At 70.3% G+C, this 20,250-nt stretch carries 16 protein-coding genes; 6 read left to right on the forward strand and 10 right to left on the reverse strand.

Translation table 11 applies throughout. The annotated features are described in order from the left end of the window. Nucleotides 1-20: 20 nt before the first annotated feature. Nucleotides 21-374, forward strand: a complete 354-nt coding sequence (locus ACTWP9_RS16965; protein WP_443246995.1) for a cupin domain-containing protein — start codon at nucleotides 21-23, stop codon at nucleotides 372-374. A gap of 56 nt (nucleotides 375-430) precedes the next feature. Here ACTWP9_RS16965 and ACTWP9_RS16970 read toward each other — a convergent pair whose 3' ends face one another. The 5 genes from ACTWP9_RS16970 to ACTWP9_RS16990 form a co-directional block, all read right to left on the reverse strand. After that, nucleotides 431-1,342, reverse strand: a complete 912-nt coding sequence (locus ACTWP9_RS16970) for a glutaminase (protein WP_443246996.1) — start codon at nucleotides 1,340-1,342, stop codon at nucleotides 431-433. A gap of 308 nt (nucleotides 1,343-1,650) precedes the next feature. Further along, complete coding sequence (locus ACTWP9_RS16975; RefSeq protein ID WP_443246997.1) at nucleotides 1,651-3,231, reverse strand: S41 family peptidase; 1,581 nt, start codon at nucleotides 3,229-3,231, stop codon at nucleotides 1,651-1,653. Next, entirely contained in the window at nucleotides 3,228-4,781 is a 1,554-nt protein-coding gene (locus ACTWP9_RS16980; protein ID WP_443246998.1) for an amidohydrolase family protein, read from the reverse strand. Before ACTWP9_RS16980 ends, ACTWP9_RS16975 begins: the two co-directional genes overlap by 4 nt. After that, the gene (locus tag ACTWP9_RS16985; RefSeq protein ID WP_443246999.1) at nucleotides 4,781-5,548 is read right to left on the reverse strand and encodes a hypothetical protein; all 768 of its coding nucleotides are present in this window, start codon (nucleotides 5,546-5,548) and stop codon (nucleotides 4,781-4,783) included. The genes ACTWP9_RS16980 and ACTWP9_RS16985 overlap by 1 nt, the downstream gene beginning before the upstream one ends. Before the next feature lie 239 nt (nucleotides 5,549-5,787). Further along, a complete protein-coding gene (locus ACTWP9_RS16990; protein ID WP_443247000.1) occupies nucleotides 5,788-6,978 on the reverse strand; it encodes a slipin family protein in 1,191 nt (396 codons plus the stop codon). Between the two features lie 293 nt (nucleotides 6,979-7,271). On the opposite strand from ACTWP9_RS16990, the gene ACTWP9_RS16995 reads away from it, so the two are divergent. Continuing rightward, the gene (locus ACTWP9_RS16995; RefSeq protein ID WP_443247019.1) at nucleotides 7,272-8,288 is read left to right on the forward strand and encodes a PHP domain-containing protein; all 1,017 of its coding nucleotides are present in this window, start codon (nucleotides 7,272-7,274) and stop codon (nucleotides 8,286-8,288) included. A 63-nt stretch (nucleotides 8,289-8,351) separates the two neighbouring features. Here the strand turns inward: ACTWP9_RS16995 and ACTWP9_RS17000 are convergent, their stop codons facing one another. Continuing rightward, nucleotides 8,352-9,977 (reverse strand): esterase/lipase family protein, encoded by a 1,626-nt coding sequence (locus tag ACTWP9_RS17000; protein ID WP_443247001.1) that lies wholly within the window; start codon nucleotides 9,975-9,977, stop codon nucleotides 8,352-8,354. A gap of 517 nt (nucleotides 9,978-10,494) precedes the next feature. Between ACTWP9_RS17000 and ACTWP9_RS17005 the strand changes: the two genes are divergently transcribed. Next, nucleotides 10,495-11,523, forward strand: coding sequence for a DUF3048 domain-containing protein (locus tag ACTWP9_RS17005; RefSeq protein ID WP_443247002.1), 1,029 nt, complete (start codon nucleotides 10,495-10,497; stop codon nucleotides 11,521-11,523). A gap of 133 nt (nucleotides 11,524-11,656) precedes the next feature. On the opposite strand, the gene cpt is transcribed toward ACTWP9_RS17005, so the two are convergent. After that, a complete protein-coding gene (gene cpt, locus ACTWP9_RS17010) occupies nucleotides 11,657-12,190 on the reverse strand; it encodes a chloramphenicol phosphotransferase CPT (protein ID WP_443247003.1) in 534 nt (177 codons plus the stop codon). A gap of 389 nt (nucleotides 12,191-12,579) precedes the next feature. On the opposite strand from cpt, the gene ACTWP9_RS17015 reads away from it, so the two are divergent. After that, nucleotides 12,580-13,575 (forward strand): LacI family DNA-binding transcriptional regulator, encoded by a 996-nt coding sequence (locus ACTWP9_RS17015; RefSeq protein ID WP_443247004.1) that lies wholly within the window; start codon nucleotides 12,580-12,582, stop codon nucleotides 13,573-13,575. 560 nt (nucleotides 13,576-14,135) lie between these two features. Beyond that, nucleotides 14,136-16,718, forward strand: a complete 2,583-nt coding sequence (gene otsB / locus ACTWP9_RS17020; RefSeq protein WP_443247005.1) for a trehalose-phosphatase — start codon at nucleotides 14,136-14,138, stop codon at nucleotides 16,716-16,718. A gap of 51 nt (nucleotides 16,719-16,769) precedes the next feature. Here the strand turns inward: otsB and ACTWP9_RS17025 are convergent, their stop codons facing one another. Continuing rightward, nucleotides 16,770-17,393, reverse strand: a complete 624-nt coding sequence (locus ACTWP9_RS17025) for a DUF1266 domain-containing protein (protein WP_443247006.1) — start codon at nucleotides 17,391-17,393, stop codon at nucleotides 16,770-16,772. Nucleotides 17,394-17,669: 276 nt separating this feature from the next. Between ACTWP9_RS17025 and ACTWP9_RS17030 the strand changes: the two genes are divergently transcribed. Continuing rightward, the gene (locus tag ACTWP9_RS17030) at nucleotides 17,670-18,239 is read left to right on the forward strand and encodes a hypothetical protein (protein WP_443247007.1); all 570 of its coding nucleotides are present in this window, start codon (nucleotides 17,670-17,672) and stop codon (nucleotides 18,237-18,239) included. A gap of 72 nt (nucleotides 18,240-18,311) precedes the next feature. Here the strand turns inward: ACTWP9_RS17030 and ACTWP9_RS17035 are convergent, their stop codons facing one another. Then, nucleotides 18,312-19,181 (reverse strand): sugar phosphate isomerase/epimerase family protein, encoded by an 870-nt coding sequence (locus tag ACTWP9_RS17035; protein ID WP_443247008.1) that lies wholly within the window; start codon nucleotides 19,179-19,181, stop codon nucleotides 18,312-18,314. Next, a complete protein-coding gene (locus ACTWP9_RS17040; RefSeq protein ID WP_443247009.1) occupies nucleotides 19,178-20,197 on the reverse strand; it encodes a Gfo/Idh/MocA family protein in 1,020 nt (339 codons plus the stop codon). The genes ACTWP9_RS17035 and ACTWP9_RS17040 overlap by 4 nt, the downstream gene beginning before the upstream one ends. Nucleotides 20,198-20,250: the final 53 nt, after the last annotated feature.

Raw genomic sequence — 20,250 nt, forward strand, 5'->3', positions numbered from 1 at the left:
AGGGCGGCGAGGATCACAGCATGACCACACGACATGAGGACCTGTGCCACTCCGCCGCCGTATCGGTGCCCGAGGCTGTAGCCGCGCTCCCGGGGCCTTTCCAGCAGCGGAACCTGGCCATGGTGAACGACACCACCGTCGTCCGTCTCGCACGGCTGGAGGGGGAGTTCCCCTGGCACTACCACGACGAGGACGAACTGTTCCTGTGCTGGGACGGCACCTTCCGGATCCAGCTGGAAGGGCGGGACCCGGTGGTGCTGAAAGCGGGCGAACTCTTCGTCGTCCCCAGGGGACTGCGGCACCGTCCCGTGGCCGAGAAGCCCGCCCACGTGCTGCTCATCGAGCACCCGGACACCAAGCAGTACGGGAGCTGAAGCCCACCGGTACCGCCGCCGGTCGTCATCGATCTACGGACGGCGGAAATGCGGGCTCAGAATACCGACCAGCCGGTCAGCGAGGTGAAGGCGTCCAGTGCCGCGACACCGGCCACCGAGTTGCCCCGCACATCGAGGCCGGGACTCCACACGCACAGCGTGCACCGGCCCGGGACCACCGCGAGGATGCCACCGCCGACGCCGCTCTTGCCGGGGAGCCCCACCCGGTACGCGAAGTCGCCCGCCGCGTCGTACGTTCCACAGGTGAGCATCACCGCGTTGATCCGCTTGGCCTCGCGCGCCGCCAGCAGCCGGGAGCCGTCCGTGCCCAGCCCGTGGCGGGCGAGGAACGAGCCGGCCAGGGCCAGATCGCGGCAGCTCATGGCGATCGAGCACTGCCGGAAGTAGTGGTCCAGCACCGTCTGCACGGGGTTGTCGAGGTTGCCGTAGCCGGCCATGAAGTGCGCGAGCGCCGCATTGCGGTCGCCGTGCTCGGACTCGGAAGAGGCCACCCCCGGATCGAAGGCGACCTCCGGATTGCCGCTCTCGGCGCGCAGGAAGTCCAGCATGGCGGCGCTGGCGTCACCGGTCAGCGACTGCAGCCGGTCGGTGACCACCAGCGCGCCCGCATTGATGAAGGGATTGCGCGGGATGCCGTTCTCGTACTCCAGCTGCACCAGGGAGTTGAACGGAGTGCCGGACGGCTCCCGCCCCACTCGCCCCCACAGACCTTCGCCGTCCTGGGCCAGCACCAGCGCCAGGCCGAACGCCTTGGAGATGCTCTGTACGGAGAAGGGCACCTGCCAGTCGCCGACGCCGGTGACCGAGCCGTCCACATCCGCGAGGGCCAAGCCGAACCCGCCCAGGTCCACCTCGGCCAGTGCCGGAATGTACCCCGCTGCCTGCCCGCGGCCGATCTGGGGTGCCACAGCGTCCGCGACCTCGTCGAGCACTGCCTGATAGTCCATCGTCCGCGCTGCTCCTGAACTTTCCGTGCGGTCCATGCCGACGCGGTACGAGCCGCCGCGGGCGGCGTCGGTTCGCACGTCTGGCCTGGTCGGAGACTCTAGCCTGGGGGAGACGTGCCACCTCGCCGAGTCCGCCTTTGTGGCCGTTGTGCCGCAGTACCGGAAAGAACGAAAGCGGACCGACCCGGTGCCGGTCCGGAACGCGGCCGAGAACCGTATCCAGCGCAAGGCGAGCAAGGCCGAATTTTCTTTGCTTCGTCCGAGTTGGTGCTTCACTCGGGCTCCGCCGAACCGGGCGGCCCAGCAGTTCAGACCAGCAGCGCGGCGGCTGCCGCCAGCAGATCCTGGTTGCGCCCGGTGACGTCGCGCTCGGTCAACTGGTGCAGTTCGTCGGCCTGTACGCCGAGGTCCTCCAGCGGCATGTCGATGTTGCCGCGTGCCCGGGTGGCGCGCCGGAGCGCGACGCGGAACCCGGCGCCGCGGGGCAGCTCGCCGAGGAGCTCGGGCAGCCAGACGCGCAGCAGTTCGTGTGTCCACACATTGGCGCCGCCTGCGCCGGTCTGCCGGGCGGTCCCGAGGACGGGGCCGAGGCCGTTGTCCTGGAAACCGGCGGCGAAGATATCGGCGGCCGAGTAGGACAGTGCGTCGGTGATCAGGACTTTCGGACCGGTGCAGCGCGGCAGACCGGCGGTGATCGCCTCGGGGTCGGTGAGCGGGAAGCCCTGCGAGTGCGCTTCTCCGGTCTCCACGGCGGCGCGGATCGAGCTCGTCCAGGTGCGGAAGCCGGGGTTGGACCGCGCCAGCGCGAGCGCGGCTTCCGTGGTCGGCAGGGAGAAGCTCACGGGCGCGACGGAATGCTCGCTCAGGACCTGCAACACGGACTCCGCCGCCGGGACATGGCCCCCCGGATTGCCGCGGATGTCCACGATCAGCCCTCCCGCCGGAGCCCGCGCCACCATCCGCGCCACCCGCTCGGCGAACAGCCGCGCGCCTGAGACGTTGAAGGAGTAGATCCGCAGATACCCGTACGAACGGCTGCGGATCCGCAGCGTCCGGTAGGCGACGACACCGCGGAGTGCCCGCGGGGACGGACGCCGCGCCTGGGACGGCGCGAACAGCGCGCGCTTGATCTGGCGCGTGGCTTCGTTGCCTGCGTCGATGCCGAGGCTCGTCGCCAGCGTGGGCACCGGGTCCTGCGCCCGCCCCGCGCGCCACTCGGCGGCACGCACCCGCCACGGGATACGCGTCTCGCGGCGGCGCCCGGCCCGGGTGCGATAGGACAGCAGCACCCAGTGCTCGTCGGGTGGGGGACCGGTGCGCAACGAGCGCAGCGTCAGCGACTCCAGCCCGCGTGCCAGCCGTGCGTCCGGGTTGGAGCCTCCCTGGGCGGCTGCGTTCCGTTCGATGGCGCGCTCGATCGGAACGCCGTTCCAGGTCTCCAGCTCGGCGCCGACGTCGAATCCCGCATGCGCCAGTGAACGGTCGATCTTGGAGACGATGTGGTGCGGCCTCCCGTCGGGGTCGGTACAGCGCTCGACGAGGAAGCCCAGCGTCGCCACATGACCGCGGTACGGGTCGGGCAGCTGGTAGACGGTGTGCAGGTCGCGCAGTTCGCGGAAGACACCAGCGAGCTCGGCGTGGAACTGCGGTTCGCTGAGCTGCCGGAGGCGGCGTTCGAGCAGCCGCAGGCGCTGGACCGGATCGATGGCGTGCATTGCCCGCTTGAGCGGAAGGTGGACGTACAGCTCCTCCAGCAGTGTCCGGGCGGCGGCCACCAGCTGATAGCGGTCCGCGAGCGGCAGCGGGTCGGCGGCGGCCCGGTCCATGAACGCGTCGAGCGCGATCGACTCCGGCAGCGTCCGGGCGGGCTGCGCCACTGTCGCGCTCATGCGTAGTACCCGGCGAGGTGCTGGAGCTCGGGCACACCGCTGCGGGCCACGGCGGCGAAGTAGGCCGCGTCGTGGGTCAGCGGGTCCAGCCGCGGGACGACCAGGTCCGGCGGGACCTCGCCCGCGGCGGCCATCGCTCCCGTATCGCCTTCCGGCATGTCGCCGAACAGGACGAGCGGCGCTTCGGGATCGTCCAGCGGACCGCCCCAGTCCGCGAGGGCGTCCTGCGCGGCGCGCCAGGCGGCCACCGGGTCGGTCCGCACCTTCTCCAGCGCGCGTTTGACGCCGGGCCAGTCGAGCTCGGCGTCGCTCCGGTCCGGCTGACGCACCGCCACCCGGCGCTTGAGCCCGGCCACCGTGAGGGTGTCGGTGTGTGTCGCCCCGGCGGCGGTCATCAGCCCCGGTGTCCCGTAGAACGGCCGACCGCGCACCAGCACCAGCCGTACGTGGCGCTCGGTCGCGTCGATCAGGTTGCGGTACACGTCCTGTGCCGGGTCGTGGCGTTCGAGTACGAGCAGATCCGCGGCGCTGCCCCGGCGCAGCCGCCCCACGTGCGGCCCCCAGGCGGTCGCCAGCGCATCGCCGGGGTTCGCGGTCACCATGTCGCACAGCTCCCGGTCGCTGAAGTGCCCGCCGAGCTCCCGACGGTTGACGGCGTCGGCGACCTTGAGCTCGCCGAGCACATGTTTGGTCCCCGACGGCGACCAGTCGGAGCCGAGCGCGATCCGCAGCCCCTTCTTGTCCGCCTCCACCACGTTCGTCGTCTCGTGGTAGAGCCAGTAGTTGGAGAACGGCGACCATACGACCGTCCCCTGCTCCGCCCTGTTGACCGTCGCCACCGCGTCCTGCCACATCGCGAAGTCGGCGGCGGTCAGCGCGGTGCTGTGCACGCCGATCAAGCCCGGCTTCAGACACGGCTCGAGATCCTCGAACTCGTCGTGGACGGTCGAGCCACGCCGGCCCTCCGCGACGTGGTAGATCAGCACGCGGGTGCCGTCGAGCTTGTCCGCCCGCTTGTCGCGCAGCTCGTCGGCATCGAGCTGGAGCGCCGCGGTCATCACCATGTCGGTGCCCGACGGCAGCTTCTCGTTGTCGACGATCCGCAGCAGCCAGCCGTCGACCGGGCGCGTGGAGTGTGGGGCTCCCTGGATGGCCGTTGTTCCGCCGATCAGCGCTTTGACCTCGACGTATTTGACCAGCGCCTCGGGCGCGGCCTGTTGGAGCACCTTGGCGGGCCAGGTGATCGACGTGGAGTAGTCGGGCGGCTCGTCCTCCTTGACCCAGCGGTCGTGGTGCAGATACGGGACGCCGACCGCCTCCCACAGCGGAAGCGTGTTGTAGCCGAGGTGGTTGTGGAGGTCGATCAGGCCCGGGAGGATCAGCCCGTCCGTGTCGATCCGCGGCGCGCCGGAGAACCCCGCGGGCGGGTCCTGCCCGGCCGAACGCACCGCGGCCAGCCGGCCGTCGTCGCCGACGTACACGGCGCCGGGGTCGAGAATCCGGTGGTCGTCGTCGAAGGTGACGACCGTGCCGCGGAGTACGAGCGCCATCAGCCCGGTGCCTTCCAGACCAGCGTGTGACCGTCGTCCGGCGTCGGGCGGCTGACGGAGTTGTGCGCTCCGCTCGGCTTGGCGCGTACCCAGGCGTCGTCGCCCAGGAACGCGGGCGCACCGAAGGGCAGATCGTGCCGGGGGACGGCGCTGTGGTCGGACTCTTCGAAGTCGGCTCCGTAGTTGGGTCCGGTGTTGTCGCCGTCGTCGTCCGGCGTCACGATCGGACGCAGCTGTGTGACGGCGTCCCGCCATGTGTCGAGCAGTGCCTCCGCGTCATGGCTGGACGGGTGGGGGACCTCGACGAGCGTGACCTGCGGGCGGGTCGTCCACAGCCGCACTGCCTCCTGGGCCATGAACCCCATCGCGACGACGGCCTCCAGCGTCGGGTCCGTCGCCCGGTCGAAGACCGCGTTGCGCCACTGTGTCTGTGCCGGATCGTCCAGACGGTCCTTCATCGCGAACGCCTGGCTCGGATGCACCGCATACGCCCACGCGTTCAGGCAGACGTAGGAGCGGGTCAGTCCCAGCTTGCTGAGGAAGCCCTGTACCCGCTGACCGGCGTTGCCGACCAGGCTGCGCCCGGCGATCCGCTCGGTCGGTCCCGGGTCCGAAGCCACGATCAGCACGCGGGCCGAACCGTCGAGCCGGCCACGGTAGAAGACCGGCCCCCAGTCGTACCAGAACGCCGATCGGACGGGCGGGTCGGGCACCTGCGCGAACAGCTCGGCGAACTGGGCCGTCGGCCCGCGGTCGAACTCCGGCATCACTCAGCGCCTCCTCGCGTCCGGACGGACCCGCCGAATCCGCACGGCCCTCCGTGCTCCCGTGCCGCCGGAGCACAGGTGGCCAGGTCCGACTCCATGAATCACTCCACTCAGCCCGGCACAAACCGCGGCCGCCGCCAACTGGACGAGAGGAGAGAGACGAGGGGAGAGAGACGAGTGAGAGACGAGGAGAGAGCCGAGGACAGCTCGGAGAGCCCGCTCCCTCCGAGAGGGGGCCCTCAGGCCCCCTTACCGGGGTGGCGGCGCCTGCTGCGGCCGGAGTGTGAGGACTCCTTCTGCCGGCTCTCCCTCTGCAGGTCCTCGTCCTGTCGGCGCTCGCCATGATCGCGGGCGTGCCGGGCGGCGACGTCCTCCGCCGTGGGAAGACCCGTCACCTGAAGCTCCGGCAGCACCATGGCCGGGTCGCGGAGCGGAGTGGCCGGGTCCGGCGGCAGCACGCCGAAGGCGCCGGCGGGGTCCGCTGCCGTCCCGCTACGGGATCGCCGGGCGGCGGGCCGGAACGTGGGGGCGACCTCTTGCTCCGCCCCACGACGTGCGCCCTGGCCGTGCGCGGCTGCCTCCGACTCTCCGGCGGCGGCAGCCAGTGCCGCCTCGGCACTGGAGGGGCCCGCGCGGGTTTCGGAGGCGTCGATGCCCTCGGTGTCCTCGGGCTGCTGTGCACGTTCCAGGAAGCGCAGGAGCTCGACGGGGAAGGGAAGCACAAGGGTGGAGTTCTTCTCGGCCGCGACAGCCGTGATGGTCTGGAGCAGCCGGAGTTGCAGAGCCGCGGGCTGCACGGACATCTGCTGGGCCGCTTCCGCCAGCCGCTTCGACGCCTGGAGCTCCGCGTCCGCGTTGATGACGCGCGCCCGGCGTTCACGGTGGGCCTCGGCCTGGCGGGCCATGGACCGTTTCATGGTGTCCGGCAGCGACACGTCCTTGATCTCGACCCGGTCGATCTGCACGCCCCAGTCGACGGCGGGGCTGTCGATCATCAGCTCCAGCCCCTGGTTGAGCTTCTCCCGGTTGGAGAGCAGATCGTCCAGGTCGCTCTTTCCGATGATCGACCGCAGAGAGGTCTGGGCCATCTGCGAGACGGCGAACTGGTAGTTCTCGACCCGGATGACCGCGTAGGCCGGTTCGACCACCTTGAAGTAGACGACCGCGTCCACGCGCACCGTCACGTTGTCCCGGGTGATGCCCTCCTGGGCCGGCACGGGCATGGTGACGATCTGCATGTTCACTTTGCGCAGCCGGTCGACGCCAGGAACGATCAGCGTCAGTCCGGGCCCCCGGACGTCCCGGAGCAGGCGCCCGAAGCGCAGCACGACACCACGCTCGTACTGCTTGATGATGCGGACCGCTGACAGAAGACCCAGGGCCGCCAGCGCGCCCACGACGACGATGACAGCTATCAGTACTTGGAGCATCTCGGCACCTACCATCCCGTGCTCCCGAGCAGGTAATACCAGCGTAGATCCGCCCAACCCACGCATGCGAGCCCGACCCTTTGTGCCCAGCTGCTTACGCAGGGCGACAGTCTTGCGCCCCGCAGGGGCGCGGGGAACTGCGCGACCAGCCACAAAGCACTCGCAGTCCGCAAGCGCCCGGCATGGGCACCTGCGCGCCCGGCGATCACCAGATCGCCGCCGTAATCTCGGTTGTGACCGGAAAGCAAGCTTGGCGGACCGGGAAGGCACAGATTGTGGAGCCACAGGCAGGCGTGGAGCCGCAGGCAGCCTTGGAGCGGATCGCGTTCCTGTTGGAGCGCGCTCAGGCACCGACGTACCGCGTGCGCGCCTTCCGTACGGCCGCGCAGGTGCTGGCCGGGCTCCCGCCGGGCGAGGCCGAGGAGCGCGCGGCGGCCGGCTCGCTGGAATCACTGAAGGGCGTAGGGCCGCGGACCGCGCAGGTCGTGCAGGAGGCGCTGGAGGGCGACGTACCGCGCTACCTGGCGAAGCTGGAGGCCGAGTCGGCGCAGGAGGCCCCGCTGCCCGAGGCGGCAAGGGAGTTGCGGGCGGCGCTGCGCGGCGATTGTCATCTGCACTCGGACTGGTCCGACGGCGGCAGCTCCATCGAGGAGATGGCCGCGACGGCAAAGGCGCTGGGGCACGAGTGGGCGGTTCTCACGGACCACTCGCCGCGGCTGACGATCGCAGGCGGCCTGACCGCGGACCGGCTGCGCGCGCAGCTGGAGGTGGTCGCGCAGGTGAGCGAGCAGCTGTCGCCCTTCCGGCTGCTGACCGGCATCGAGTGCGACATTCTGGAGGACGGCACCCTCGATCAGGAGGAAGAGCTGCTGGCCAGGCTCGATGTGGTGGTGGCTTCGGTGCACTCCGTACTGCGGATGCCCAGGGAGCAGATGACGCGGCGCATGGTCCGCGCTGTCCGTAATCCTTTGGTGGACGTTCTTGGGCACTGCACCGGGCGGCTGCTGTCGGGAAGGCAGCGACCGGAGTCGGAGTTCGACGCGGAGGAGGTCTTCGCCGCCTGCGCGGAATCCGGCACGGCAGTGGAGATCAACTGCCGTCCGGAGCGCAGCGATCCGCCGCGCCGACTGCTGCGGCAGGCCCTCGACGCCCAAGCGCACTTCGCCATCAACACCGACGCACACGCCCCCGGTCAGCTCGACTGGCAGGCGGGCGGCTGTGCCCGGGCGGCCGCGTGCGGCGTGCCTGCCGAGCGTGTCGTCAACACACTGCCGGTCGGCGAACTGTTGCGCTGGGCAGATGAGGGTTGACGCGCCCCATGGGCAACCGCCACCGGTGGCGTGCCGCGCTCACCGCACCGCCGACCACGGCGCTCAACGACTGGCTCGGCGGTCGCGTACGTGAATCTTCACTCTGGCGTCTACACCGAGCACGGGGAGCGTTCGAGCCGTGTGGGGCAAGTCGATATGGCAGAAGTAGTCCCCGCCCTCCGCCTCCATTGCCACCGGCCGACGCTGCGCTGCGGGGAGGCCCTCGGTGATGGGGTCGAAGCTGTCGCTGGAGCCCTCGACCATGGAATTCCACGCCGCCCATGCCTGGAGGTCGTTTTCCTTCGTGTCAGGCTCGATATCGACAATGAGGGAGTCACTCCAGGCGGGGACCTGTTCGAGGTGATCGGCGAAGCGGAAATGGCCGTTCTCTCCGTCGAGTTTGAACACGCGCAGGGTGATGCTGTAGCGCATTCGTGGCGCAGCGCTCTTGTCGGAGGGGATGCCCGGTTCGGCGTGGGCCGGTTCGAGGAGAAATGTGCTGACCAGCGGAACGATGCCTTCGGTCTTTCCGCTCAGACGCCGGATTTCTCGACCGAGTTGGATGGGGCACCAATGGGAAGCCTGCTGTTCGCTGATGATGACCGGCAGGCCGCGGATTGCGAGCCGCATATCTGCCTGCCACTGGTCGTCGTCCCCGGCGGCAGGTAGGCCGGCGAGGCCGACGATCACCTGCCAGGGGCCGAAGAGAAAGCGTCGCAGGTTCTGGTAGCCCTCCTCCGAATTCACCTCTCCATAGGGGCCGGAGTGAGAACGGTAGACATGGGCACGGTGTGCACGGCGCACATAGGCGCGGTCGATGCGCACCAGGCCGTCGCTCTTCGGGCCGACGGTCAGCCGGGCGAGCCCGTAGTCCTTGGGGTTGGTGCCCACGAGACAGAAGATGTCCTCGGCGGCGAACGCCTCTTCCGGGACGGTCTGCGGATCGAAGCGGGACGAGCGCGGGGGAACGTCCCCGAAAGTCGCCCCGGGCTGAAGGTAGCCGTACATCTTCTCCGGGGCGAAGATGTCCGAACCCGCCGGCCCGAACGTCTGCTGTACCCAGTCGAGGGCATCGAGCTGGTAGTCGATGCCGCCGTGCGGGGTGCCATAGGTGAAGAACTTCGCCACCAGGTCCTTCGCCGGCAGGCGGGACCGACCGTCGTCCTGGGGCTGGAAGCAGATCTTCTGCATCATGCAGCGCACGACGAGGCCACCCATCGAGTGGGCCACCAGACAGACCTTGGGGGCGCCGGTCTTCTGCCGGATCAGCGTGATCAGGTCGTACAGCCCGGCGGCTGCGGCTTCGATGTTGAAACCGTCGGCGGTCACCCGGTGGTGGATCTTGCTGAAGACACGTTCGAACAGGTTCTCGTGCGGAGGCGGAAGAAAGGTGGTCGCTGCCTGGTCGTAGAACCGGTACACCCACAGCGAGGCCGGCGGAAGTGCCGCGTCGGCGGCGCCGAGCAGGTACCGGTGCTGGTCCCCCTGCACGAGCAGCTGGTAGCCCTCGTCGCCCATCAAGCGCAGCAGTGGGCCCTCGAACTGGTAGAAGTGGGGGTCGCCGTCCCCGCCGACGCGTACGTGCGTGGCACCGTGGTTGAACCCGTAGAAGGGGTCGTCCACGGCGGTGTCGATGCCCGCCGTCGGCCCGGCGTACCCCCGCACATAGATGATCGGCAACCTGTCCACGCAGTACCTCCCGAAGCGCGTGCTGTGCAAGGAACCACCGGAAGACCTTCCGGCGCAGGCGCAGCTCGGCCTGCCGCGCACAGCGTGCCGTGCGGATGCCGGTGACATGCGCAGCGCCGCAGCCCAGCGCGGTCACACCAGCCGGACAGCGCACACAAGGGGTGCAGATGAGCGCGGGCTGCCCGGTGCGGCACGCTCCGACGCGGCGCCCGTGACCACTCACTGCCGGCGCATCCACTCCCGTACCGGCGCTCCGCCCGGCATGTGACGGTCCTCCGAGATCCTCCGCGGGGCGGCCCGCTCCGGCGTCAGTGCTCCGGCCGGAAGACCGGAAGGGCGGTAGGCCGGAGGGGGGTGAAGGCCAATCAGACCTGGATGTAAGGGAGTTGGCGGGACGGTGGGCGGATGTTCCGCCGTCGCACCGGGTATTGACGTCGCGGGGCGGGTGGAGGTGGGGTGGGCTCGCTCCACAGAAGTTCTCTCCCCCACAGAAGTTCCCCCCACAGGAGGCCAGTTCATGGAAGGCAGCTCCACCCCACCCTCCGACGCCGGTGGTGCGAAGGGTCCGATACACAAGCGCCCGCGCCGCATCCGCGTGGTGGTGACCACGCTGGCCGTTGTCGGCGGGCTGACGTGTGCAGCCGTGGCGACGCCGTCGTTCGCCGCGTACGAGGACGACGCCAAGGGCGCCCACAAGGCGCGGCAGGCCGCGTTCACCTCTCCGTTCACCGGGCTTCCGGCGAAGGAGAATCCCGTACTCGCTGTCAAGATCGACAACCATAAGGACGCCCGCCCGCAAACCGCGCTCGAGGACGCCGACATCGTCGGCGTGGAGAAGGTGGAGGGCGGACTGGGCCGGCTGTTCGCCATCTATTCCAGCCACTACCCCAAGACGATGGGCCCGGTGCGCAGCGCCCGCGAGTACAACGTCGAGCAGATGCAGATGTTCCAGCGCCCCGCGCTTGCCTACTCGGGTGCACGCAAGGCCGTCGTCGACAAGATCAAGAAGTCGCCGCTGTACGGGGTCTCGCACGACGACTACCCGGACGTGTACGAGCGCGGCGGCAGCAACGAGCCCCCGCACAACCTCTACGGCCTCCCCGAGAAGATCCTCGACAAGGCGCCGAAGGCGAGCAAGGCCGGCGACATCGGCTTCCGTTTCGGTGCCGAACCGAGCGGTGGGACGCCGACCGACGAGCAGACGGTCGACTACGGCTCGTCCAAGACCACCTTCAACTGGTCGGCGAAGGAGGGGCGTTGGCTGGCCTCCTTCGACGGCGAGCCTGCGAAGGGCACGTCCGGGAAGCGGCTCGGCGGCAAGACCGTGATCGTCCAGAAGACCGATATGCCGCCGGACTCCAGCGGCGAGACGCCGTACATCGAGACCGTCGGCAGCGGTGAGGCGACCGTGCTGCGCGACGGCAAGGCGTTCAAGACGAAGTGGCAGCGCAAGAGCGCGGCCGGCGACACCACCTTCACCCTGTCGAACGGCAAGCGGATGCCCTTCGACAAGGGCCAGGTCTGGCTCGTCTACCAACAGCGCTGACGCGCTGTCGTACGCGGCCGTCCACAGGGTCGTGCCGGGTGACCGCAAGTGCCACCCGGCACGACCTGGTTCCGGTCCCCGCCGACGGGGTCTTCAGCCTCTGGGGCGGGACGGCGGGCATCCGCCTCGCCGATCACCCGACCCGAGCGGCGACGATTCGCGCACATTCCAGGGACTCGGCATCCGTGGTGTCCACCTCCACGTCGTAGACGACGCCCCGGTGGACCGTCTCCGCCTGTGACGCGGCCATCCCCCGTGCCCGGTCGCCGCGGGCGATCTCGCGGCCCGCAGCGACCGTGCTCGCACATCTGACGCCGACCCAGAGCACGTCGAGTCCGTCAAGAGCCTGCTGCCACCGCTGCTGGGATGCCGCACCGCCGAGGAAGACGTCATCGATGATGATCCGGGCGCCCGCGCGGGCCATCGCGGCGGTTCCTTCCCGCCACGCCGCCTCCAGGTCGCGGAACACGGGCCCGACACTCACTCCGCCGTCCGCAGCGAACGTGATGCCCACGTCCGATGTCTGCATGGCCGCGGGCATCGCCTCGACCAGCGTGTCGACTCCGACGGCAAGCCATGGCTCCGGCAGGACCGCCTGCAGACACCGGGTGATCCCGGACTTGCCCGAGCTGGATCCGCCGTTCAACACGATCACCTGAGTTGTCACCGCGCCACGATAGGAGCACCGCTCACGACGCCATACCGAATTACGGGCAGGCTTGTTTGCCGCACCCGGCGCGGCCAACCGTTCCGGGACCGGACCAACCACCGCGGCGGTCGGGACGACGCGGCCGGAACGGATGTGACACCGCCTTGAGCGGCGACTGGCGACCGAGGGAATCGAAGCGCGTTCGAAGCGCTTCGACGGGAGTTGATATCGTGACGCCGGCGTGTCGAGAGGCCAGGAGCTGCGGCCGAGTCGTCGGTCCCGGCAGCGCGGACCGTTCGTCGGCCCGGGTGGGAATGCCGCTCCGCAGGGACGCCGAGTCGTCGTCGGCCGCTGCCCAGGTAGGGGTGCCCCCGCGCCGTGCTCCGGGAGTGAGGGAGGATTCAGGGATGAGCCGGGCCACCATCTACGACGTCGCCGAGCGTGCCCAAGTCAGCATCTCCACAGTCTCGTTGGCACTCAACGCGCCGACGAAGGTGCGAGCCACCACGCTGAGCCGCATCATGACCGCGATCGACGAGCTCGGCTTCACCCCGCGCGCCGATGCGGCGTCCCGGGCCCGAAAACGGGCGGGCCGGATCGGTGTCATGGCGCCGTTCACGACGTATCCGACGTTTGCCCGGCGGCTCGAAGGCGTGTTTGAGGCCGTCAACGGCCTGGAGTACGAGGTCGTCGTCTACGACGAGATCTCCGCCGCAGCGGCCGCGCCCGTGCTGGCCGGCCTTCCCGTCACCCACCGGCTGGACGGCCTGCTGGTCATGTCCCTGCCGCTGACGCCTGACGTGGCCGAGCGGCTGCGGGCCAAGACGCTGCCGACGGTACTGGTCGAGCTCGCCCGCCCGGACTTCAGCAGCGTGAGCATCGACGACGCGGCCGGCGGGCGGCTGGTCGCCGAAGAGCTGATCGCCGCGGGCCACACCCGGTTCGGCTTCGTCGGCGAGACCCAGGCGGCCCCGGACTTCGCCTCACAGTGCCGGGAGCGGCTCGCGGGCTTCCGTGCCGGGCTGCGCGACGCGGAGCTCGACCTTCCGGACTCCCGGGTGCGGCTCGTCGAGAACAGCGTGGACGCCGCAGCGCAGGCCGCCGCGGAGCTGCTGGAAGCGGAGGAGCCGCCGACGGCCGTCTTCGCCCACGACGACTATCTGGCGGCCGGTGTGCTGCGGGCAGCGCGCGCCTGCGGGCTCCGCGTCCCCGACGATCTCGCGGTGGTCGGCTTCGACGACGGGGACTTCGCGGAGGCACTGGAGCTGACGACGGTGCGGCAGCCGTTCCGGGAGTCGGGCCGCGTCGCCACACAGATACTGCTCGACCGCGTACGCGAACCCGACCGGCCGATCCAGCGCACCCGTCTCGAACTCTCCTACGTTCGGCGCGGCACGGCCTGACCCGCTACCGTACGGCCTGACCAGCGCCGTACGCCCTCTCCCGGCGCCCGGCAAAGGTCCGGACCGGCGCGCCCTCCGGCACCGACCGCCACCCGACGGCCGAGCGGCTTCCGCATGTCTCGAAGGACCTTTCGAAGTGCTTCGATCAAAATGTTGACGGGCGGTGCGGCGCCTGCCTAGCCTTTCGACCCGTGACATCGCAGCCAACGACCGGGAGGCCCAATCGGGCCCGGCCCCATGGCCGTTCCGGCACCGACGGGCTCAGGGACCCGAAGACGGTCCGGTGTTCCGGCGACTCCGAAATACGAGAAGCGCGGCTGCGGCTTCTTCGACGTCGTCCTGGTCACCGGGGCCGGCAAGACCGACGGTTTCCCTCTCGACCGGGGCGGACACCGTGCGCTCGGTGAAGTCCTGGTGACCGAGTGCTCCGCCGCGGGTGCCGGGCGCTGAATGCCCGGACCCCGGCGGGACCGTCCACGCCTGGCCATGCCACGATCGCACCTGCTTGTGCGCTTTTCCCTTCTGCCCTTTTCACCATCACACACCTTGGAGAGTGAGGCTTGACCGCCGAAGCCCTGCCCGCCGAGCTCCGGCGCGCCCTCGTGCAGCTTGCCCGGACGCCCCGTCTGCTGGTCGCCAGCGACTACGACGGAACCTTCGCGCCGATCGTCCCCGACCCGGCGGAGGCCAGGCCGGTGCCCGAGTCGGTGCATGCGCTGCGTTCGCTCGCGGCCCTGCCCGCCACCACCGCCGCGCTGATCTCCGGACGCGCCCTGCGCGACTTGGCCACCCTCTCCCGGCTGCCCGCCGAAGTGCATCTGGTGGGCAGCCACGGCTCGGAGTTCGACATCGGCTTCGTCCACCAGCTCGACCCCGAAGCGGCCCGGCTGCGGGCCGAGCTGCAGCGTGCGCTGGAGGAGGTCGCGGCGCAGGCGTCCGGCGTGACGCTGGAACCCAAGCCGGCCGGCGTCGCGGTGCATCTGCGGCGTGCCGAGGCCGGGACGGCACAGCGGGCACTGGAAGCGGTCCGCTCCGGCCCCGCCACGTGGCAGGGCATACACGTCACCGAGGGCAAGGCCGTCATCGAGCTGTCGGTGATAGCGACCGACAAGGGGAATGCCCTGGACACGCTGCGCCACCAGGTGGGCGCCAGCGCCGCGGTCTACTTCGGTGACGACACCACCGACGAGCGTGCCTTCGCCCGGCTGCAAGGTCCGGACGTCGGGATCAAGGTCGGCGAGGGCGACACCGGGGCCCAGTACCGCATCGCCGACGCCACCGAGGTCGCCACCGCGCTGGCGTTCCTGCTGGAGGAGCGGCGCGCCTGGCTCTACGGCCAACAGAGCCCGCCGATCGAGCGGTTGACGATGCTGGCCAACGAGCGCACCGTCGCCCTGCTGACCCCGGACGCCCGGCTGACCTGGATGTGCCACCCCGGCCCCGACTCCGCCGCGGTGTTCGCGGATCTGCTGGGCGGCCCCGGTGCCGGACACTTCTCCGTCCGGCCCCGCTCGCTCCCCGGGCGCCGCGCGGCAGGCGCTGCGAACCCGGCGGGCGGCGCACCACGCAGCCCGCTGCCGCTGGGGCAGCGCTATGTACCCGGGACCATGACCGTCGAGACGCGCTGGTCCCGTCTGCTGGTGACCGACTACCTCGAACACGGGCTGCCCGGCCACCGCACGCAGCTGGTCCGTGTGCTCACAGGCAGCACCGCGGTCGCGGTCGAGTTCGCCCCCCGCCCGGAGTTCGGCCAGGTACCGGTACGGCTGGTGGCGGAGGCGGAGGGACTGCGCATCCTCGGCACCGCCGAGCCGATGGTGCTGCGTTCGCCGGGGGTGCGCTGGGAGGTCACCTCCGACGGCGTGAACGAGACCGCGCACGCCGTCGTGGAACTCACCGAGGGGCACCCGGTCGTGCTGGAGCTGCGGTGCGGCACCGACGATCTGACGGCGGCCCCGACCGCGGAGGCGGACCGCCGCGAGGTCGCCGACCGGTACTGGTCGGACTGGCTGAGCAAGCTCAACCTCCCTGACTGCGAGCGCGACCTGGTGGCCCGCTCGGCGCTCACCCTGCGCGGCCTGTGCGACGCCGACAGCGGCGGCATCATGGCTGCGGCCACCACCTCGCTGCCCGAGGAGATCGGTGGCGTCCGCAACTGGGACTACCGCTACTGCTGGGTGCGTGACGGCTCGATGACCGCGCAGGCGCTGGTCACCCTCGGCTCGACCGCCGAGGCCGAGGCGTTCCTCGACTGGCTGCACCGGGTACTGGACACGCTGCCCGGCCCCGAGCGGCTGCACCCCCTCTACACCCTCCAGGGCACCGGCCTGGGCCCGGAGGCCGTGATCGACGGCCTTCCCGGGTACGCCGGCTCCCGGCCCGTCCGGGTCGGCAACCTCGCCGATCAGCAGGTCCAGCTGGATGTGTTCGGCCCGGTCGTGGAACTCGTCGCCCACCTGGCCGAGGCCACAGGCCGGATCCGCGACCGCGACTGGGAGCTGGTCGAGGGCATGGCAGCTGCCGTCTCCCGACGCTGGAGCGAGCCCGACCACGGCATCTGGGAGGAGCGTGACAAGCCCCGGCACCACGTCTACTCCAAGGTCATGTGCTGGGTGACCCTGGACCGCGCGGTGAAGCTTGCCGGGATCTACGACCGCAGCGCCGACCCGTCCTGGGCACCGCTGCGGGACCGGATCGCCAAGGACGTCCTCGACAACGGCTGGAGCCCGGACGCCCAGTCGTTCACCACGGCCTACGACGGCCTCGACCTCGACGCGGCATCCCTGCACGTCGGGCTCTCCGGCCTGATCGACCCCGACGACGAGCGGTTCGCCGCCACCGTCACCGCCATCGAGTCCGAACTGCGCAGCGGCTCCACCGTCTACCGTTACCGACGCGACGACGGCCTGCCCGGCGACGAGGGCGGCTTCCACCTGTGCGCGGCCTGGCTGATCGAGGCGTATCTGCTCACCGGGCGCCGCACCGAAGCAGGGGAGCTCTTCCAGCAGATCGTCGACACGGCCGGCCCCACCGGGCTCCTCTCCGAGGAGTACGACCCGATCGCCGAACGCTCCCTGGGGAACCATCCCCAGGCTTACTCCCACCTGGGCCTGGTCCGCTGCGCCCAACTGCTCGCGCACTGACCGGACACGGTGCCGGGGCCGCCCGGCCTCGGCACCGTCTCTCCCGGTCGGTCACAGTGGCCGGTCGGGCAGGCTGATCACGTGCCAGGGTGCCCGGTTCCAGGGGCTGGCGGGATTGGCGGGGTCCAGCAGGGTGCGGAGGTGGGCGTCGGAGACGGCCTGCGGGGCGGGGAAGCCCTCGTCCGCGGTGGCGCGCAGCCCCTCCATCCACACTTTGCGCACCAGCAGATAGTCCGTCGCGAACGCCCGCCACGAGTCGTATGCGGCGACCGTGGGCATGACGGTGGCGCGCAGCAGTTGCCAGGCGGTCGGTGCGTCCAGGTGTCCGGCGGCGTAACCCTTGCGGACGACGTCGACGTAGAGGGCCACGTCCCAGGCCACCGGGTCGGCTCCCGTCTGTGCGCGCAGCGGCGCCCGGTAGCCCTCGCTGAGCAAGTCGTCCAGCCTGTACAGCAGTTCCCCGCGGTCCGGGATCTCCCACTCTTCCCGCAGCCAGCGCTCTGCCTCGGCGTCATCGCGGTGCCGGAAGGGGTACAGGGTGGTGCGCGAGGCGTCCCGCCCTCGGTTGACCGGAGCGGACAGGGAGACCTGCCACAGCTGGTGGGCGGACAGGGGCGGTTCGTACGGCGGTTGGGGGCTGCGCCGGCGGCGGAACGGCTCGAACATCTGGACCATGTTGCGGCACCCTACTGGGCGGCCCTCCCACCACGGCACGGACGGGTGCCGACGGCGTTCACCACGGGGACGCCGGAGCCGAGCGAACGGAATCTGCCGACTTTCGGCGGCTCCCTGAAGCCTCCCGGGCGGTCCTGGCGCGCAGGTGGCGGCAAGAGCGGTGGCCTGATCACTTCGAACGCCCGGGAGCAGGGCCCAGGCCCTCTCCCTCGTGCGGTGTACCGGCTCTAGTGTCCTCAACACACAGTGCTGCTTTTACTACTGTCTGGAGTCGACATGTTCGCTCGCGCCGCCCGCAGGATCCTGACCACCATCGCCGTCACGGCACTCACCGGCACCGCTCTGGCCGTCGCGCCCGCCGCCGCCGACTCCTCGACACGGGCCGTACCCGCGGGCGAGTTCACCGCCGTCAGTCAAGTGACCGGCAACTACATGATCCCCGACGACACCAAGGGAAATCCGGGCACCTATCTTCAGGTCTATCCCCGCACTGCCCCCAAGGACTGGAAGACCACCTGGCGCTTCGTCCGGGTCGCCACCTCCGACGGGCGGCCGGTCTATCAGCTGCAAAGCTCCGCCGGGGCGTGCGCCACCAACGAGAACGGTGAGAACAGCATCGTCCATCTCCGCGACTGTTCCGGCTCCACTCGGAACAAGGACCAGTGGTGGCTCCTGGAGCACGTCCCCGGCACCGATCCCCAGGACCCCGACTACGGCATCGTCTCCTACCGCGACGAGGACCTGGCGCTGACCGCCCGCGGCGAAGGCGACACCTACATCGACCTCAAGCGGATGTGGGGTGACCACCCCTCGCAGCGCCAGGGCTGGCACTTCTACTCCGCCTGAGCATCCGCTCCCGGGGGGAGGGACGGGCCGCTCCCTCCTCCCGGGTCCCTGGGCCCCCGGGCGAGTCCGCGGTCAGCCGACCAGTTCCTTGGTGATGCGCTCCAGCATCAGTGCCGACGACTCGCGGGCCCGCTCCTCCCAGGCGAAGACGCAGGCGGTGGCGACGCCGTCGAAGCCGAGCTCGCGCAGGGTGCCGAAGAAGGTGTCCCAGTCCACCTCGCCCTGGCCGATGTCCAGGTGCTGATGGATGCGGGCTGGAGTGCCCGGCGGGTTGAGGATGTAGCGCAGTCCGGACGAGCCCTTGTGGTTGAAGGTGTCCGCGATGTGCACATGCCGGAGCTTGTCGCCCGCATAGCGCAGCATCGCCGCGATGTCGGCACCTGGCTGCGCGGGCCCGGAGAGGTGGAAGGAGTGCGGGGCGCAGTAGAGGTAGCCCACCCAGGGCTTGTTGACGGCCCGGACGAGTTCGACCGCGGGGGCGTTCTCCTCGCAGAAGTCGTCGGGGTGAGCCTCCAGGTTGAGGGCGATGCCCTCACGTTCGAAGACGGGCAGCAGCTCCTCCATCGAACGCCAGAAAGCGGCCTCGCTCTCCGCGGCCCGCTCCGGGCGGCCGTTGAACTCCGAGTTCATCAGCGGGCATTCGAGCTCGGCCGTGACCTCGATCATCCGCTTCCAGTAGCGCACGGCGGCCTGCCGCTCGGTCTCGTCCGGTGAGGACCACTTGTACAGCGGCAGCACCGAGGAGAGTTGGACGCCGTACCGGCGCAGCGCGCCCTTCAGCTGGGTGACACGTTCGTCGTCCGCACGCGGGTGCAGGAAGAACGGCATGAAGTCGTCACGGGGCGACAACTCGATGTACTCGTACCCGAGTTCCGCGACCGTGCGCACCATCTCGTCCAGCGGCAGCGTGCGGAGCATGTAGGGGTCGAGGGCGATCTTCATGCGGGGCCTCCGTAGATGGCGGGCCGGGGCTTCATATCGACGGCGACGGGCTGCTGGCCCGATTCGAGGGACCGGACCGTGGCGTCCGTGATGACGGTGGCGGCGTAGCCGTCCCAGGCGGACGGGCCGGTGGGCTCCTCGCCCGCCTCCACCGAGGCGACCCACTCGCGGAACTCGGTGTCGAAGGCGTCGGCGAACCGGCCCTTCCAGTCCTGGAGTACGGCCCTACCGTGCTGCCCGGCGGTCCGGATGCCGACGGCCGCCGGGTCCGGCAGCCGGACCAGCCCGTTCTCGCCGACGGTTTCGCACTGGATGTCGTATCCGTACTGGCAGTTGACGAAGACCTCCAGATCGATACGCACGCCCTGCGCTGTTTCGAACAGCATGATCTGCGGGTCCTTGAGGTGCTCGAACCGCTTGCTGGTCGGCCGCGGGGTGAGCACCTGGGCTGAGACGATCTCGTCGTCGAGCAGCCAGCGCAGTACGTCGATCTCGTGCACAGCCGTGTCCTGCGCTGCCATGGCGGAGTGGTAGGAGTCCGGCACGGTGGGGTTCCGGTGGGCGCAGTGCACCATCAGCGGTGTCCCGATGGAGCCGCCGTCCAGCGCCCCCTTCAGCTGCCGGTACCCGGCGTCGTAGCGGCGCATGAAGCCCACCTGGACGAGGCGGCGGCCGTGCGCGCGCTCCGCCTCGACGATGCGCAGACAGTCCTCGACGGTGGTGGCCAGCGGCTTCTCGCAGAAGACGGGCTTGCCGGCCGCGACGGCGTTCAGCACGTGCTCGGCATGGGTGGGGCCCCAGGAGGTGACGAGTACGGCATCGACGTCGTCCGCCGCGATCACTGCCGGACCGTCGGGAAGAGCGCGGGCACCGACCGGGGCCGCCGTCTCGTCGGCCCTGGCGCTGTCGATGTCGGTGACCGCCGTGACTTCGGCGCCCACCACGACATCGGTGAGCCGGCGAATGTGGTCCTGGCCGATCATTCCGGCGCCGATGACCCCGACACGCACAGTCATGGGGATTCCTTTCTACAGTCCCTGGGGCGCCGTCGGCCGACACCGGCCGACGG

Origin of the sequence: Streptomyces sp. 3N207 (assembly GCF_052246355.1) — a bacterium.
In the GTDB taxonomy this organism is placed as follows: domain Bacteria; phylum Actinomycetota; class Actinomycetes; order Streptomycetales; family Streptomycetaceae; genus Streptomyces.

What these genes read in the sequence shown, in the direction of transcription:
- ACTWP9_RS16985 (WP_443246999.1), bottom strand. Translation starts at nt 5,548, where the DNA reads ATGCCGGAGTTCGACCGCGGGCCGACGGCCCAGTTCGCCGAGCTGTTC.
- ACTWP9_RS16975 (WP_443246997.1), bottom strand. Translation starts at nt 3,231, where the DNA reads ATGAGCGCGACAGTGGCGCAGCCCGCCCGGACGCTGCCGGAGTCGATC.
- ACTWP9_RS17025 (WP_443247006.1), bottom strand. Translation starts at nt 17,393, where the DNA reads ATGGTCCAGATGTTCGAGCCGTTCCGCCGCCGGCGCAGCCCCCAACCG.
- ACTWP9_RS17005 (WP_443247002.1), top strand. Translation starts at nt 10,495, where the DNA reads ATGGAAGGCAGCTCCACCCCACCCTCCGACGCCGGTGGTGCGAAGGGT.
- ACTWP9_RS17040 (WP_443247009.1), bottom strand. Translation starts at nt 20,197, where the DNA reads ATGACTGTGCGTGTCGGGGTCATCGGCGCCGGAATGATCGGCCAGGAC.
- ACTWP9_RS16970 (WP_443246996.1), bottom strand. Translation starts at nt 1,342, where the DNA reads ATGGACTATCAGGCAGTGCTCGACGAGGTCGCGGACGCTGTGGCACCC.
- ACTWP9_RS16990 (WP_443247000.1), bottom strand. Translation starts at nt 6,978, where the DNA reads ATGCTCCAAGTACTGATAGCTGTCATCGTCGTCGTGGGCGCGCTGGCG.
- ACTWP9_RS17030 (WP_443247007.1), top strand. Translation starts at nt 17,670, where the DNA reads ATGTTCGCTCGCGCCGCCCGCAGGATCCTGACCACCATCGCCGTCACG.
- ACTWP9_RS16965 (WP_443246995.1), top strand. Translation starts at nt 21, where the DNA reads ATGACCACACGACATGAGGACCTGTGCCACTCCGCCGCCGTATCGGTG.
- ACTWP9_RS17035 (WP_443247008.1), bottom strand. Translation starts at nt 19,181, where the DNA reads ATGAAGATCGCCCTCGACCCCTACATGCTCCGCACGCTGCCGCTGGAC.
- ACTWP9_RS16980 (WP_443246998.1), bottom strand. Translation starts at nt 4,781, where the DNA reads ATGGCGCTCGTACTCCGCGGCACGGTCGTCACCTTCGACGACGACCAC.
- ACTWP9_RS17015 (WP_443247004.1), top strand. Translation starts at nt 12,580, where the DNA reads ATGAGCCGGGCCACCATCTACGACGTCGCCGAGCGTGCCCAAGTCAGC.